This window comes from Candidatus Bathyarchaeota archaeon (genome assembly GCA_026014735.1).
Lineage (GTDB): Archaea > Thermoproteota > Bathyarchaeia > Bathyarchaeales > Bathycorpusculaceae > Bathycorpusculum.
In genome coordinates, this window is the sequence record JAOZHT010000001.1 from 968,301 (window position 1) to 982,480 (window position 14,180).

Consider the following 14,180-nt stretch of genomic DNA (forward strand, 5'->3'; position numbering starts at 1 on the left):
CCCAAAACATAATGAGAAACAAAAAAGAGAAAATAAACCCCTGACTAAACAAAGCTGAGTATGAAACTGATTGGCACATCCTCGCCCCATGACTGGCGAATCGGACAAATCTTCTGCGCCAACCGATACACCATGGTTGCCTTTTTGCGTTCATGCTCGCTGTCATCCTCCAAGCCCACGTTCATGGCGAAATGCACGTCGGTGAAAACCAGTTTCTCCATGCCCTCCGCATTCATTTTAACTGTGACTTTTGTCTCCAGCTTTTTGAGAGCCAGTTGACTGTTTTTAGCAATTAACAGAAACAGCGTGTTCATGCATGAGGCTAAGGCAGCGGCGAATACGTCTTCTGGGCTGCAGTAGCCTTCTTTGCCTCCAAACGAGGGCGGAGGGCTAACCGTAGCGATTTGTTTGCCTCCGATGAATAAGCTGCATTCTGTTCCGCCACTCCAAGTGGCGACGCCTTCAAAATCGAGTACAACCACAAAAACATCTCCAAAGCAGAATGGTTGCGAACAGATTTAATTATTATGCTAAGCGCCTCTTTGGGTGTCCCCAAAAACAGATTTCGCTCTTAGAATACCCTTAAATCCGCCAAACTTCTTTGCTAAAGCTGACATCTATGCCCCATGCAATTGAAACCCAGAAGCTTACAAAAGCCTACAGCACCCTAAAAGCCGTCGACAGCCTCGATTTAACAGTGGAAACCGGCGAAATCTTCGGTTTACTGGGTCCAAACGGGGCAGGAAAAACCACTACGGTTTCTATGCTTTGCACTATCCTTAAACCCACCTCGGGCACCGCCACAGTCAACGGCTACAACATCGTGCGGGAACCCAACAAAGTCCGCAAATCCATAGGTATAGTCTTCCAGGACCCCAGCATAGATGACCGCTTAACAGCCCGAGAAAACCTCTACATGCACGCGAACCTCTACGGCGTCCCCGCCTCAGAACAGAAACAGCGCATAGAACACACCTTAAAGCTGGTTGAGCTCGAGGAACGCGCGGATGATTTACTACGCACCTACTCGGGCGGCATGCGCAGGCGGCTGGAGCTGGGCAGGGGCCTGCTTCATTACCCCAAAGTCCTCTTCCTCGATGAACCCACCGTCGGCTTGGACCCGCAGACCCGCGATCACATCTGGAAATACATCCGTGAACTCAAAGAAGCCCATGACATAACCGTGGTGTTAACCACTCATTACATGGACGAGGCAGACCGCCTCAGCGACCGCATAGCCATCATGGATCATGGCAAAGTCGTGGTATTAGATACTCCCCCTAAACTCAAGGAAACCCTCGAGGGCGATGTCGTCACGGTTAAAGCAAACAATCTTGAGACGCTGGCGAAGCTTGTTTCTCAGTGGCTGGGGTTTAAGCAGGTCCGCCGTGTGGAGGATTCCTTGGAGATAACGGTGTTTAATGCAAAATCAGCGATGCCCCGCATCATGGAGCTTGCCTACCAGAACAACATATACGTGGAATCGCTGGTTTCAAGGGAACCCAACCTTGAAGACGTGTTTCTACGCTACACTGGACGCTCCATTCGCCAGGACTCCACAAAAGAACTACATGGCCTCGCGGCGGCGCAGAGGAGAGCAGTGAAATGACGGAGACACGCGCACTCTACACGCTTTGGCTGCGTGAAATCAAACGTTTTCTACGCGACCGCGCCCGAGTCATCATCAGCTTCGTGCAGCCGCTGCTGTGGCTGGTGGTTTTCGCCGGCGGCTTCGGCTCAAGGCTCCTTATCCCAGGCATAGGCTATCAGCAGTTTCTTTTCCCAGGCATCATCGGGCAAACCCTGCTCTTCACAGCCATGTTCATGGGAATCAGCGTAATATGGGACAAAGAATTCGGCTTCATGAAAGAAATCTTGGTTTCTCCGGTTTCACGCTTCACGATTTTTTTGGGCAAAATGTTCGGGGACAGCACCGCCGCGTTGCTGCAGGGCGTCATCGTGTTTGCCTTCGGCTTTCTCTTAGGCATCCCATTTAACCCGCTCACGCTACTTGCGGCGCTGCCGATTATGCTGCTCATAACCTTTGGGCTTGTGGGGTTAGGCTTGATAATTGCCAGCTTCATGGATAGCCTAGAAAACTTTGGCGCCATCCAAACCTTCATCAACCTGCCCCTGTTCTTCCTCAGCGGCGCCCTCTTCCCCGTATCCGGAGAAGGCACGCCCCAATGGCTCCAGATAGCATCAACCTTTGATCCCCTCACCTACGGCATCGACGCACTGCGAACGGTGATTCTGGGTCCCGCTTGGACACCAATTCATCCGCTACCAGTAAACCTAGCGGTCATATGCATATTTGATGTTGCCATGATTGCAGTGGGCACCTGGGCATTTAGCAGGATGAAATAAAATGAGTTAAATGCCTATTTGTTGGTCATTTCGTTGATTTGCTCTTCCATCGCGTGACCGCGGCAGTAAACAAGCGCTTTCTCCACTCCCCCAACGGATTTGGCGGCGTCACGGATGTCGGAGGCGAGTTTAAAGGCGATTGGACAGAAGGGACTGGTTGGAACAAACTCGACACTTACCGTGCCTGGAGCAGTTTCTTTGACGCTTTGAATCATCTGCATCTCCTCGAATGTCTGCCCGGTTTCGGGGTCCTGTACTTTACCAACTGCTTGATGTACCTTGTCTTCGAGTTCAGTCATAAAGTTCACATCTTGGTTAGATAAAATATATGAAAGGTAAATAAAATATAAACTGATTGATACATAGGGCAATGACACGTTAGCGGTGAATTAGGTGGCATACGACGAAAACTGCATATTCTGCAAAATAGTGGCTAAACAAGCCCCCTCTAGCATACTCTACGAAGACCAAACAACCATAGCCTTCCTCGACATCAGGCCACTCAACCTAGGACACACGCTGGTTATCCCCAAAGCCCACTACGTTGACATCTTCGACATCCCCCAAAAAGAACTCGGGCAAGTCCACATCGTCTCAAAGCAGCTTGCCGTCGCCATAAAAAAAGCCACCCAAGCCGACGGAGTCAGCATCATCCAGCAGAACGGCAAAGCCGCGGGACAAGACATTTTCCATCTGCACGTGCATGTGGTGCCGCGGTTTCTGGGTCAGACGCTGCCGCGCTTCAGCGAACTTAAAGAGGTTGAACGCAGCAGACTCGATGAGATGGCTAAGAGAATTTTGGACGCGATGATTTAGCTGCGTTTAGAGGTAGGCTTCTGTTACGTATCGGCGCATCATGCGGTGGCTGTTGAAGTAGTAGGCGATTTTGCCGATGCTGTTCTTCATCATCTTTATCCATTCGTCGGGGCGATCGTAGAACATTGGGGTGATGACGTATTCGAGTTTATTGTAGAGGTCCTCGCTTTCCTTCACTGAATGGTTATCCGCGTCGATGGTCTGGGTTGAATGTGGACCAATAGCCCAGCCGGTAAGGTTCTCAATCCAGCCTTCAATCCACCAGCCGTCGAGAACACTGAAGTTTATGACGCCGTTATGCGCGGCCTTCATGCCGCTGGTGCCCGACGCCTCCATGGGCCGAAGGGGAGTGTTAAGCCAAACATCCACCCCGCCAACCATCTTGGCAGCGATGTCCATGTCATAGTTTTCCAAGTAGACCACTTCAAGGTCGCCTCTAAGCTGCTTAGCGTAGCCGTAGATTTGCTCTATAAGCCGTTTGCCGCCTATATCCCGCGGATGCGCTTTCCCAGCGAATACAGCCTGTATCTTGCCCTTGTGGCTGATCGAACGCAGCCGCTCAATGTTTGAGAAGAGCAAAGTTGCCCGCTTATACTCCGTTGCCCGCCGCGCAAACCCCAACGTGAAGACGTCCTCGCTTAGGTGACCGTTGGTTTTTTGGTTAGCAAAATCAATGAGCATCTTTTTCTGTTCTTGATGGGCCGCCCAGATTTCGCAGTCAGGAATGATTTCTACCTTCGCTAAAAGCTCAGGTTCAATCGCCCAGCCGGGCAGGTACTTATCGTATATTTTACGGTAGCTGTCCCCCGTCCAAGTGAAGGAGTGGACGCCGTTGGTTATGGCGTGGATTTCGTAGCCGGAAAACATTTGGCTGGAAATCTGCTGATGCCGCTTAGCTACCCCGTTAACGTAGTTGCTTAGCTTAAGCGCGAGTCGGGTCATGTTTAACCGTTCGTCTCCGCCGTACTTTTTAAGCAGCCCCAAATCCAACGTTTCAAGAACGCTCGTCACCAAGTCATAGTTGAATTTGTCATGCCCAGCCTCGAGCGGGGTGTGGGTGGTGAAAACGCAGAGTTCCCGTACCTTCTCGGCGTCCATATCGTATTTGCGCAGCAACTCTACGGCTAAAAGGCTAGAGTGCCCCTCGTTCATGTGGTACTTGCGCACTTTAAAGCCCAATGCATCGAGCATGCGTACGCCGCCCAATCCCAGTATGGCTTCCTGTTTTAGGCGGTACCGCTCATCTCCCCCGTAGAGGTAATAGGCGATTTCTCTGTCCTGCGGGTAATTCATGTCGAAGTCTGTGTCTAAAAACAGGACAGGAACAACTCCGCCGGTTATACTTCGGTAAGTGTAAAGCCACGCCTTAACCCTGACAGTGCGCCCCTCAATCTGCACTTGAACCTCGTTGGGCAGAAGCGTCATGAATTTAGCGGGGTTCCATTCGCTTTGCAGCTCGGATTGTCTGCCCTCGGCATCAAGTTTCTGGGTAAAATAGTTCCTTTTACTAATCAATGTGACTCCGATTAGGGGTAGCTTAAGGTCAGCGCCAGAGCGGATAGCGTCACCAGCCAGCGTACCCAAGCCGCCTGCGTACGTGGGGATTTCGCTTGTTAAACCTATCTCCATTGAGAAGTAAGCAATCTTTTGTCCCTTTAGCACACCCTGTAAGTCATTTGCTTGCATGTTCCCCCTCCCACCAAATCATTAACGTGGACCAGCGGCCTCACGATACTCTTACTGCATAGACTTGGCTTTTAATAACCATTTTTACTCGACACTACTGATTTCCCGTCAACAAACAAACTAACAAAAGAAAGAAATTATGTCGAAGCAGGCCTCGGCCCTAAAGTCACAGCCACAGAAATCTGAGAGCCATCCCTTACAACTGTCAAGTTAATCACGTCGCCGGGTGAGGTGTTCTGTTCAAGGTAACTTGCTAAATCATCGTTGTTTTTGATAGTCTGATTATTCATGCCGATTATGATGTCGTCGACGGTTAATGCGCCATCGCTCGGTCCGCCCCTGGCAATCGAAGCTATCCGCCAACCATAGGTAACCGTTGCCCCTGTATCCTGCGCTGATCGATAACTCATATCGGTGCCAGTTACGCCGAGGTACGAGTGGCCATTGTAGCTGCCGCTGTTTACGAGCGAACCGATTTCTCTTAGAATCGTATTCGAGGGTATGGCAAAGCCAAGTCCCTGTGAGTCAGAGACAATCGCGGTGGTTATCCCCACGACATTTCCAAGTGAATTCAAAAGTAACCCACCTGAGTTGCCGGGGTTAATTGGGGTGCTGGTTTGGATAACGTTGGCTATGGCGTATCCGCCTGCAGTGTCCTCGGTTATGCTGCGTCCCGTGGCGCTGACAACGCCTGTAGTCAACGAGCCCACTAGCCCATAGGGGTTACCGATGGCAATGACGGGTTCACCTACACGCAGAGGCGAAGAACTCACGATGTTCACGGGCTTAAACTCCGATGCGGGCGCGTTAACCGAGAGCACCGCTAAGTCAGCGTAGGGGTCTTGTCCTAAAACATCTGCAGGGTAGCCTTTGCCGTTAGAGAAGGTTACACTTAAGCCGGTGGTGTCTTCGATAACGTGGTAGTTAGTTATCACGACATCCCTGCCGTTAAAGGAGTAAACAAACCCTGAGCCCTGAACGCCCCCGCTGTCAGTTTGGCCCTGTATTAAAACGACTGAGTCACGTACGTTGGCGTATAAGTCAGCTAAGGAGGTGCCGTTCTGGAGGATAGTGATGGTTTGGTAGGTTACGTTTTGGGTGCCTTCAATGCGGTTAACTGTGTTCTGCAGGTCTGCGATTTCGCTGTTGAGAGTTGTTACCTGCCGGTAGGTGACATAATACATGAGTAAACCGCCAACTAATAATCCTAAAATGAAGAGTACAGCAACTGTGTTGGCGGAGCCCTTACCGAGGCCCTTAGTCGTTAACATACATCTTATGCCTCGAAACAGGATTGCAAAGACAGGAAATAAAAGTTGCTATACACGGCGATCGATTATATCCAACGCCTCTGGACCAGTTCCAATCAAAGTCACTGGCACACCAGTCTGGGTTTCAACCTCTTTAATGAATTCTTTGGCTTCTTTGGATAAATCATCATACTTCCGCGCGCCCTTGCAACTCGGGTAGATAACGTCGAGTTTAGTCATGGCGGCTTGCGTTGCCCCGTTAATCTTCGCGTTTCGCTTGGCTAACTCAAAGTTGAAGGGTGCACTGCGGCGGTCTCTGCCTGTTCCAGCGGCAACCTCAAACCAGCCCCGCTTCTGCGCCTCCTCCTTGCTGATTTCGCCTGGCAAGGGACCAGCGCCCACGCGGGTGATGAAAGATTTGAAGACAACGATGACATCGTCGACTCTTGTGGGTCCAACGCCTGCTTCAGAGGCAATGGCGGATGCGCCTGTATCGCGGCTGGTCACGTATGGATAGCCGCCGCCGAGGAAAAGCGAAAGCATAAAGCCCTGCGTACCCTCCAAAAGCACCTTTTTGCCTGCATCTAAGCCGTCGTTGACCTCGCTGATTTGGTCACAGATAAACGAGTTAAGCTCAGGGATTTCTTTGGCTAATTTGGCGGTGCGCCTAACACGTTCTTCAATAGCGGGTCCGACGCCCCAACCTGTGGTGCCTATGCCCTTGTTAACCGCTGAGGCTTTATCTTGGTCGCTGTGTTTCTGCTCAATTATCGAGGCGTTCTGGTCGATGCCTACGCGTTTAGGATCCACTTGGGTTAACTCGAGTTCCTTAAAGAATTGGGGAACATGAATGTTGGCGCCTGCCGCAATGAGAAGACGGGTTTTGGGGTTAATGAATGCTGCGGGAACCATGTGGAGAGCATATTTTTTGCCTTCATACCAGATGGTGTGGGCGGCGTTCACTGAGCCTGTTCTAACGCAGAAGTCAAGGTTGTCTTTTAGGGCTAAATACGAGATTATTTTTCCTTTGCCTTCGTCTCCCCAGAAGGCGCCGACGATTACTTGGCATGGCATAACTGTTACCCTCTGACAAGTCATCGCATAGCTATTTAAACGTGTAGGAAGACGGGTGTGCTTTAGGGTTTTTTGTCTTCGCTTATCAGTTTAGCTAAGCAGTAAGTGACGTACGCAGAGAAGCTTCGTATGCCTTTTTTTATGGCATATTCTTCTTTTACGTTGAGCCATTCATCAAAGAAATAATCGTAAACTTCAGTCTTGACAGTGATTGTTTTGTATCCTTTCTTAGGCAGGCCGTTCCCCTCTCTGCATAGATACCAAGCGTACATTTATATAAGGTTTAGCAATACTTGCGGCTCTTTACGGTAACCGCTAATTATATATCGACGTTACGTACCGTACTGTACGGAGAAAGAGTAGAGGGTAATAGCTTACAAATAAACTCCAACTAGTGCACCAAAAACCTAGAAAAACGCATGAACCCTGCCCAAACCAACCGAGCAAAAAGCAGATCCTCGAAACCTCAAAAGAGCATCCAAGAGGCAAATTGAAGTGCCCATAAAAATCGTCCAATCTAACGACCGCGTAGCCGAAGTACAATACTTCTGCGACAAATGCAACCGACTAGTCCGAACCAGCATCATACCCAACCAGCAAGCAAAAAAGCAAGACGACACCCCAATCATCTGCTACCAATGCAAAGCCCAAGCCGACCTAAACAAGGAATCATAGCCGCCGCCTAGATGCCTCAGAATCGATAACTTCCAAAAGCCGCACCACACGCTTACCCTTCAAAGCTTTTTCACGCTCAGATATTGTGCATCTCATTTCACAGATTGAATCAAGAACTATTCCCTTATCCTCATCGACGATGACAGGGTAAACTCTGCAGCCTGAGGGCCGGGATGCATAGACGCTGCAGCAGCGGTTTTTGAGGTCGTAGAAGACGCAGTAGCCGCCGCGGTTTTTGAGGGTTGCGTAGCCTTGTTTGTCGAAGCGAACAAACAGATCTAAGGGGTAGCCGAGTTTCCTTAGGCGATCGATATCTTTCTGCGAGAGCAGCATCTCGGTTTCGGTGCAGCAGACGCCACAGTTTGAGCAGCGCATAAACGCCAAATGAATCCGGAGGTATTTGTGCGTTTAGCTAAACATCTTGCTTTAAGCCGAGTTACTCATCAAGTTGCCGTTAAGCATTTCGGCATAAGCGACGTTTCTAAGTGGCAAGCGGCTTGCTTTCTGGCTTCCGCTGGATGCATACTCGATTTGGCCGTTGTTTTTACCCGCGGCTTTATGTAGCTTTGTTAGGTGTACGTTTACTATGACTGCGCCGTCTTTGAGGTGCAGATTCACGTTTCGTCCCAGATAGGACCTTGCGCTGTTTGCGCAAAAGCTCTCCATTTCACCATTCCTCGTTTTGCTCTGCGATTTTGCTCCAGCATTGCTGGCAGATGGGGAGGTTCTCGCCTTTTATTTGGATGTAGAGCTTGATGTTTTCACTTGTGCAGTGGTCATTCCATGGGTTTCTGCAATGTTCGATTGTTTTTTCCATATTTCTTCCTCAGATTTAAGTTGGGGCCGTTTTGCTTTTAAGGGGAAGCATCAAACGACAGCGTAGCTGAGGGGAGGGGTCACTGAAAGTGAAAGCTTATAGCGCTCAGCCATCAATTAGTGATTGATAGTTATGTCTGTTTTTGAGCCCCTGTCGGTTGCGACAACTGTATTAGTCATCCAAATTTTCATTCTAGCGCTCCTTTTCTATGGTTACTTCTTGAAAACTAAACTAAAATTCGCCCAGCATGGAGCCGTCATGGCGGCGGCGGTGATAGCCCATGCGATCTCGATTATTCTTGTGATGATTCCATCCTTTGGCTTCTTGGTTTCGCCTGATTTTATTTTAACTGAAGCCGTCTACTTCGCAGTCATTATCCACGCAATATCGGGTGCAGCTGCCTTTGTGTTGGGGCTTTGGCTGGTTGTGGCTTGGCGGTTTAGAAAAGACGTAAAAGGCTGTTTTCCCCGCAAAAAGTTCATGGCAGTCACTTTAACGCTGTGGCTTATTGCTTTGATCTTAGGCATAGTGCTCTACGCGGTCTTCTATGGACCATTGCTGTTTGGTTAAAGCTCAATTATCTGGGGTGTAATGGATTCGTTGGTGACTTTGAGGATGCCCACTGAAAGTTTTCCCATAACAGACGGGGGAACCGTGGGGCTGCCCGGGTTTATGTAGAGGGTTTTGCCCTCCCACTTTACGCTTGCAACATGCGTGTGCCCATAGACAAAGACGTTAAAGCCATGCTCCCTGACGAGTTCCCGCATACGGTTAAACCCGAAGGCTATGTCTGGGTCATGCATCACACCGATTTTCCAGTCAAAAAGCCTAAGTGAATTAAGCCTTGGAAGAGCGCCAGTGATATCCATGCCGTCCATGTTGCCGTGCACTGCCAGTACTGGCGCAAGCTGCTCGAGTTCATCGATAACCTCCAATTCGACTAGGTCGCCTGCGTGTATGATGTAGTCGGTTTGCTCAAAGATTTCCAGCACCTTTTTGGGCATGCAGTGGGCTCTTTTGGGGATATGGGTGTCGGAGATTAACCCCACCGTCTTGACTACTTTTTGTGTAGGCGGCTCTTTGGTGACGAGTCCGTTTAACATGGCATAGTTGCCTCTTAGTCATGCAGGTGCTATATCATATGCAGTGTTCAACAATAAAAAATGGTATGTAAAAAAGAAAGCATGGAGGGTGTTAAGTCATGAAGCGCTTAACCGCTTCGTAGAAGACGCTAACGCCGAAGACCAAGTTCTCCACGGTTATGCGTTCATCGATGCCATGCATGCGTTTCTCTAGTTCATCGTTGGGTTCGTCGGGGCGCATCGGATGGAAACCGTAGCAGACGCTGCCGGTTTCTCTAAAGAAGCGTGAATCGGTTCCGCCGGTCGTTAAGTTGGGGGTAACACCGCAGTTCGGCTCAAGATCGCGCAGAGTGCTGCTGATGGCCTGGTAGAGGGGGGTTTGGGTGGTCGACTCTGAGCCGTCATGCATCTGAATGATTTCATAGCTTAATTTTCCATCGTCTAATTCTTGAAGCATCGATTTGATTAATGTAAGTGTTTCATCGACACTTTGCCCGGGCAGCACACGGCAATCAAAGGTTACTTCGCATTCAGAGGGGATAATATTTTCTTTGATGCCGCCCTTGACGATGGTGGGGGTTATGGTTGTTTTGGTTCGAGGCCAGATTTCTTGAGCTAGCGACTTGTCTTTCTGGGCGAGTTCTTTGAGGATTTGGTCGCTTTGCTGGGGATTGTTTAGTAGACGCGTAATCGTCTCTTTGAGGGCAGGGTTGTTCTTGGCGACTTCCCCTAAGACCTCTTTTAGGGTGGAGACATAAATTGTGGGGGCATGGTATTCTGAGAGTTTGGTGATGACTTTGTTTATGCGTACAAGCGCGTTATCAGCCATGTTGGGGGTGGAGCCGTGGCCCGGGGTGCCTTTGGCTTTGATTTTAAACCATAATATGCCCTTCTCTGCGGTCTGGACTGGATAAACGTTAACGCCGTTTTGAGGAATCGCTAGGCCGCCGCCCTCATTAAGCACGTAGGGGCACCAGAGCTTCTCTTTGTGGTTACGCAGCAGGTACCCGGCGCCTTCTTCGCCGCCGCGTTCTTCATCTGCCGTTGCCGCCAAAACAACGTCGCCTTTAATGGGGACGCCGTTTCTTTTAAGCAGCCGAAGAGTCACCAGTTCCACTGCCATCATGCCCTTCATGTCTATGGCGCCTCTGCCGTAGACGTAGCCGTCTTTAACTGTACCAGCGAAGGGCTCAACTGTCCATTCCGCGGGGTTGGCGGCGACGACGTCGAGGTGTGAGAGCAGTAGCAGGTTGGGTTTTTCTCCTGTGCCTTTGAGGCGGGTGATTAGGCTGCCTCTGCCGGGGGCTGATTCGATTATTTCGCATTTAAAGCCGTCTTTGGCGAGGTAGTCGGCGATGAATTGGGCAGCGTGGGTTTCGTTTCCAGGCGGGTTTGTGGTGTTTATGCTGATTAGCTCTGAGAGCAGAGAGGTGATTTCCTCTTGTACTTCAGTTAGAATTTTGATGTGCATATTTTGTGCTCCTACATCCTTCATCATGTTTTTTTATTCTTAAGTGTGTTTTGTTGTCTATTATTGATGGTTTTCTGAAGATTTTTCGATTCTAAAACAATAGTGTTTATATATGATGTGAAAATGGCTATTGGTTAGAAAAAATTATTCGAGTTGAATACATATGAAAGAGCTGAAACCAATAGACTACAAGATTCTGTTTGAACTCATGAAGGACTCACACAGAAGCGACCGCCAACTAGCAAAAGCATTAGGTGTTTCGCAACCAACCGTGACCCGACGACGCGCCATGCTGGAAGAAAATTATATCGAAGGCTACACGGTCATTCCAAAGTTTGGCCAAATAGGGTTCGAAATTGCAGCAATCACCTTCCTGAAGAGTAAACTAAAATGTGAGACTGGCGAAGAAAAAACCAAAGCATTACAGAAAATGAAGGAATGGTACATGAAGCAAACCAACGTCATCCTCGTCTTAGATGGCAGAGGCATGGGTTGGGACTCAGTGTGCATTTCTCTGCATGAGAACTTTGCCAACTTCGCAGAATTCATCAGGGCTCACGATTCAGAGCTGTCCGACTGGGTGGTAGAAAGCCAAACTTTCAACGCTGATTTGAAAGGCGGAATAGTAATCAAACCGTTCCACCTCAAATACCTAACTTCTCTAAAGCAACAATAAACCTTTAACCCCCCACAATTTTCCCCCTCCATTTTTGTTTCCCAAATCTCTAAGTGGTAGCTATGCCGCTATCCGCCGGCGCCGCCTTATTTGCGGTTAACTTTTTTTAGCAGTTTCTTCTTGGGCAACTTGGGTTTTTTTACTCTAGCTGCATCTGCGGTCACATTGTTCACCTAAAAAGAAGTGGTTGCTGATCAAATATAAAATAAGCGAAACAAAAAATTGGGGAAAAGGGGTTAGTTGAGGGTAACTGCAGCTATCTCTGAGAGGTCTGTTAGGCTGTTTAGTTTTACCTGAGAGTTTGAGAAGGTATAGAGGACGTTGTCGATGTAGAGGGAACGGGTTACCCATTCGTTTTGGGTGCTGTAGTAATCATTGATGTTTTTTAGGTGTCCTTGGCTGTCCAGCATAGATGGGTTAAGGTGGGTTATGGTGCCTTTAAGTGTGAAGCCGCCGTCTAAGCTGACGCTAAACACGTATGCGCCCTGCCAAACCGTGTCGCCGTATGCCGAGTCGCCGTACTGCTTGTTTTCTTCGCTGACCAGCGCCAAACTAACGGGGATAACCAGCAGCCCCTTTGCCTGATCGAAGAGGAACGCCTTGGGTTCATAGAGCACCTGCGAGTCAGTGCCTCGTTCGCCGATAACGTAGTTGGAGAGCTGCGAGGGGGTATTGACGTCGCTGACGTCAAAGAGCGCCAGTTTCACACCTTGGTACCACGCGAAGTCTTCGCGGTCAGCGTCAGCCACTGCCTCCTTGCCTACGCCAATCAAATGCGAGGCGTCATAGGGGTGCAGGTAATCGGAGTAGCCGGGGATTTTAAGTTCACCCAGCACCTTGGGGTCTGTGGGGTTGCTGAGGTCAACCACGAAGAGGGGATCAGTTTGCTTGAAGGTAACCAGGTAGCCTTTATCGCCCATAAAACGGACTGCATGGAGGTTCTCGTTTTCCGCCAGACCCTCCAGTTTGCCAGTTACCTGCATGTCCGAGTTGAGAACATAGACATTGTTGGTTTGGGTTTCGGTACCATACCAGTTGGTTGCGATGCGGAAGTAACCGTTGTATTCATCCATCGAGTACTGGTTTAATGTGTTGCCCGGCACGCTGCCCTGCGCTTGGAGGCTCAGGTTTAAGCCGTCGATGGCGACGCGGTAGATGGCGGTGTAGCTGCCCGCGTTTTGGTCCCAGTTGGGGTAGGTGATGTAGATGTTGTCGCTGGAAACATACATGGTGGATGCGCCGCCCATCATAACCGTCATGTTGGTCGGAGCCAAGTTGTCGTCGGCTAAGCTGATGCCGTAGTAGCTGGTGAAACTGTAGCTGGTGTCATTCATGTCCGCGTAGTAGATGCAGGTAGGCGAGGCCTCGTTTTTGATGTCGCCATCGTAGACCGCGGGAAGCGGCACCACGTTATTGTAGATCCACGCGGTTTGGCTAACCACCGTGTAGACTTTGTCACCAATCATGCGGGAGTTAAAGTAGCTGCCGGTCATGGTGAAGTTGCGGGTAAGCACTGGGTTAGCTTTGTCGGCGACGTCATAGACGTTGATGTATGTGTAGACGTCACTTTGGTGGGCTGGCATAATCATGGGTTCTGCTGAGGGGTTTTCCCATCGACTGTAATCTGTTATGTAATTGTATTTGCTGGCGATAACTACCAGTTTTTTGCCGTCTTCACTTAGGAATAATCCTGCGGGTTGTGTGTCGTTTCCAAGCACAATCTTGGATACCACCGATGGATTTTGCGGATCAGCGTTTAAAATGTAAACCATGTTGGAAGCATCCGAACCCGAGGATGCATCGTAGCTGAAGAGGCGGTAGGTTGGCTGGAAACTTGAGAGAGTGTAGATGTATTGGCCGTCGGTTTTGACGGTGTCTGCTTCATCCACGCCTGCCACCTGGATGTTAGTGGTTGAGTAATCCATCGCGTTTGATGACGACTCTCCAGCGGTTAGTGTGTTGGCATCACTTGATTGAGGCATGGGAGCCGGAATCTGCCTAGTGCCCGTTCCGAAAAATTTGCTGTCTAAGGGCCCGCCGCCATAGTAGCCTGTGCCCTGCGAGTTCGCGGTAAGATAGTCAGCTATCTCTTGCATGGACGAGAAGGTTTTGAGCCCCGACGCGGAGGGCGCCTGCGAAGGGAAAACCACGGGAACCGCGCCGAACACGTAAACAGTAGAGACTAAAACGATTGCACAGAGAACTGCCGCTGTGCCGTAGATTCGAGTTTTCTTTGTGATCTCTCTTTGAACCATAAACTATTCTC

18 protein-coding genes are annotated in these 14,180 nt (G+C 49.7%); 6 read left to right on the top strand and 12 right to left on the bottom strand.

Features of this window, described 5'->3' with window-relative positions:
- Positions 1-44 precede the first annotated feature (44 nt).
- Entirely contained in the window at positions 45-482 is a 438-nt protein-coding gene (locus NWE93_05005) for an OsmC family protein (protein MCW3999576.1), read from the bottom strand.
- Between the two features lie 137 nt (positions 483-619).
- On the opposite strand from NWE93_05005, the gene NWE93_05010 reads away from it, so the two are divergent.
- On the top strand, positions 620-1,609 hold the full coding sequence (locus NWE93_05010; GenBank protein MCW3999577.1) for an ATP-binding cassette domain-containing protein: 990 nt from the start codon (positions 620-622) through the stop codon (positions 1,607-1,609).
- Positions 1,606-2,367 carry an ABC transporter permease gene (locus NWE93_05015; protein ID MCW3999578.1) on the top strand — a complete coding sequence of 254 codons (762 nt, stop codon included), beginning with the start codon at positions 1,606-1,608 and terminating at the stop codon, positions 2,365-2,367. Before NWE93_05010 ends, NWE93_05015 begins: the two co-directional genes overlap by 4 nt.
- 14 nt (positions 2,368-2,381) lie before the next feature.
- On the opposite strand, the gene NWE93_05020 is transcribed toward NWE93_05015, so the two are convergent.
- Positions 2,382-2,666 (bottom strand): iron-sulfur cluster assembly protein, encoded by a 285-nt coding sequence (locus tag NWE93_05020; protein MCW3999579.1) that lies wholly within the window; start codon positions 2,664-2,666, stop codon positions 2,382-2,384.
- Positions 2,667-2,760: 94 nt separating this feature from the next.
- Here NWE93_05020 and NWE93_05025 point away from each other — a divergent pair, with 94 nt between their 5' ends.
- The gene (locus tag NWE93_05025; protein ID MCW3999580.1) at positions 2,761-3,183 is read left to right on the top strand and encodes an HIT family protein; all 423 of its coding nucleotides are present in this window, start codon (positions 2,761-2,763) and stop codon (positions 3,181-3,183) included.
- Between the two features lie 6 nt (positions 3,184-3,189).
- Here the strand turns inward: NWE93_05025 and glgP are convergent, their stop codons facing one another.
- The 4 genes from glgP to NWE93_05045 form a co-directional block, all read right to left on the bottom strand.
- Positions 3,190-4,869, bottom strand: a complete 1,680-nt coding sequence (glgP, locus tag NWE93_05030) for an alpha-glucan family phosphorylase (GenBank protein MCW3999581.1) — start codon at positions 4,867-4,869, stop codon at positions 3,190-3,192.
- 137 nt (positions 4,870-5,006) lie between these two features.
- Positions 5,007-6,140, bottom strand: a complete 1,134-nt coding sequence (locus NWE93_05035; protein MCW3999582.1) for a trypsin-like peptidase domain-containing protein — start codon at positions 6,138-6,140, stop codon at positions 5,007-5,009.
- 48 nt (positions 6,141-6,188) lie between these two features.
- Positions 6,189-7,193, bottom strand: a complete 1,005-nt coding sequence (locus NWE93_05040; GenBank protein ID MCW3999583.1) for an adenylosuccinate synthetase — start codon at positions 7,191-7,193, stop codon at positions 6,189-6,191.
- 62 nt (positions 7,194-7,255) lie between these two features.
- Positions 7,256-7,465 carry a hypothetical protein gene (locus tag NWE93_05045; protein ID MCW3999584.1) on the bottom strand — a complete coding sequence of 70 codons (210 nt, stop codon included), beginning with the start codon at positions 7,463-7,465 and terminating at the stop codon, positions 7,256-7,258.
- A 223-nt stretch (positions 7,466-7,688) separates the two neighbouring features.
- Here NWE93_05045 and NWE93_05050 point away from each other — a divergent pair, with 223 nt between their 5' ends.
- The gene (locus tag NWE93_05050) at positions 7,689-7,868 is read left to right on the top strand and encodes a hypothetical protein (GenBank protein ID MCW3999585.1); all 180 of its coding nucleotides are present in this window, start codon (positions 7,689-7,691) and stop codon (positions 7,866-7,868) included.
- Here NWE93_05050 and NWE93_05055 read toward each other — a convergent pair.
- The 3 genes from NWE93_05055 to NWE93_05065 are packed head-to-tail and all read right to left on the bottom strand — an operon-like array spanning position 7,863 to position 8,685.
- Positions 7,863-8,243, bottom strand: coding sequence for a YkgJ family cysteine cluster protein (locus NWE93_05055; protein ID MCW3999586.1), 381 nt, complete (start codon positions 8,241-8,243; stop codon positions 7,863-7,865). The two genes, NWE93_05050 and NWE93_05055, sit on opposite strands and share 6 nt — an antisense overlap.
- Before the next feature lie 51 nt (positions 8,244-8,294).
- A complete protein-coding gene (locus tag NWE93_05060) occupies positions 8,295-8,534 on the bottom strand; it encodes a hypothetical protein (protein MCW3999587.1) in 240 nt (79 codons plus the stop codon).
- A gap of 1 nt (position 8,535) precedes the next feature.
- Positions 8,536-8,685, bottom strand: coding sequence for a hypothetical protein (locus tag NWE93_05065; protein ID MCW3999588.1), 150 nt, complete (start codon positions 8,683-8,685; stop codon positions 8,536-8,538).
- A gap of 219 nt (positions 8,686-8,904) precedes the next feature.
- On the opposite strand from NWE93_05065, the gene NWE93_05070 reads away from it, so the two are divergent.
- The gene (locus NWE93_05070; GenBank protein ID MCW3999589.1) at positions 8,905-9,255 is read left to right on the top strand and encodes a hypothetical protein; all 351 of its coding nucleotides are present in this window, start codon (positions 8,905-8,907) and stop codon (positions 9,253-9,255) included.
- Here the strand turns inward: NWE93_05070 and NWE93_05075 are convergent.
- Complete coding sequence (locus tag NWE93_05075; protein MCW3999590.1) at positions 9,252-9,788, bottom strand: metallophosphoesterase; 537 nt, start codon at positions 9,786-9,788, stop codon at positions 9,252-9,254. The two genes, NWE93_05070 and NWE93_05075, sit on opposite strands and share 4 nt — an antisense overlap.
- A gap of 91 nt (positions 9,789-9,879) precedes the next feature.
- On the bottom strand, positions 9,880-11,238 hold the full coding sequence (locus NWE93_05080; GenBank protein MCW3999591.1) for a M20/M25/M40 family metallo-hydrolase: 1,359 nt from the start codon (positions 11,236-11,238) through the stop codon (positions 9,880-9,882).
- 163 nt (positions 11,239-11,401) lie between these two features.
- Between NWE93_05080 and NWE93_05085 the strand changes: the two genes are divergently transcribed.
- Positions 11,402-11,914: an Lrp/AsnC family transcriptional regulator gene (locus NWE93_05085; protein MCW3999592.1), complete on the top strand. Its 513-nt coding sequence runs from the start codon at positions 11,402-11,404 to the stop codon at positions 11,912-11,914.
- A 236-nt stretch (positions 11,915-12,150) separates the two neighbouring features.
- Here the strand turns inward: NWE93_05085 and NWE93_05090 are convergent, their stop codons facing one another.
- Entirely contained in the window at positions 12,151-14,169 is a 2,019-nt protein-coding gene (locus NWE93_05090) for a beta-propeller domain-containing protein (protein MCW3999593.1), read from the bottom strand.
- Positions 14,170-14,180 lie beyond the last annotated feature (11 nt).

What these genes read in the sequence shown, in the direction of transcription:
- NWE93_05055 (MCW3999586.1), bottom strand. Translation starts at nt 8,243, where the DNA reads ATGCGCTGCTCAAACTGTGGCGTCTGCTGCACCGAAACCGAGATGCTG.
- NWE93_05080 (MCW3999591.1), bottom strand. Translation starts at nt 11,238, where the DNA reads ATGCACATCAAAATTCTAACTGAAGTACAAGAGGAAATCACCTCTCTG.
- NWE93_05075 (MCW3999590.1), bottom strand. Translation starts at nt 9,788, where the DNA reads ATGTTAAACGGACTCGTCACCAAAGAGCCGCCTACACAAAAAGTAGTC.
- NWE93_05085 (MCW3999592.1), top strand. Translation starts at nt 11,402, where the DNA reads ATGAAAGAGCTGAAACCAATAGACTACAAGATTCTGTTTGAACTCATG.
- NWE93_05010 (MCW3999577.1), top strand. Translation starts at nt 620, where the DNA reads ATGCCCCATGCAATTGAAACCCAGAAGCTTACAAAAGCCTACAGCACC.
- NWE93_05065 (MCW3999588.1), bottom strand. Translation starts at nt 8,685, where the DNA reads ATGGAAAAAACAATCGAACATTGCAGAAACCCATGGAATGACCACTGC.
- NWE93_05035 (MCW3999582.1), bottom strand. Translation starts at nt 6,140, where the DNA reads ATGTTAACGACTAAGGGCCTCGGTAAGGGCTCCGCCAACACAGTTGCT.
- NWE93_05040 (MCW3999583.1), bottom strand. Translation starts at nt 7,193, where the DNA reads ATGCCATGCCAAGTAATCGTCGGCGCCTTCTGGGGAGACGAAGGCAAA.
- NWE93_05090 (MCW3999593.1), bottom strand. Translation starts at nt 14,169, where the DNA reads ATGGTTCAAAGAGAGATCACAAAGAAAACTCGAATCTACGGCACAGCG.
- glgP (MCW3999581.1), bottom strand. Translation starts at nt 4,869, where the DNA reads ATGCAAGCAAATGACTTACAGGGTGTGCTAAAGGGACAAAAGATTGCT.
- NWE93_05045 (MCW3999584.1), bottom strand. Translation starts at nt 7,465, where the DNA reads ATGTACGCTTGGTATCTATGCAGAGAGGGGAACGGCCTGCCTAAGAAA.
- NWE93_05060 (MCW3999587.1), bottom strand. Translation starts at nt 8,534, where the DNA reads ATGGAGAGCTTTTGCGCAAACAGCGCAAGGTCCTATCTGGGACGAAAC.
- NWE93_05015 (MCW3999578.1), top strand. Translation starts at nt 1,606, where the DNA reads ATGACGGAGACACGCGCACTCTACACGCTTTGGCTGCGTGAAATCAAA.
- NWE93_05020 (MCW3999579.1), bottom strand. Translation starts at nt 2,666, where the DNA reads ATGACTGAACTCGAAGACAAGGTACATCAAGCAGTTGGTAAAGTACAG.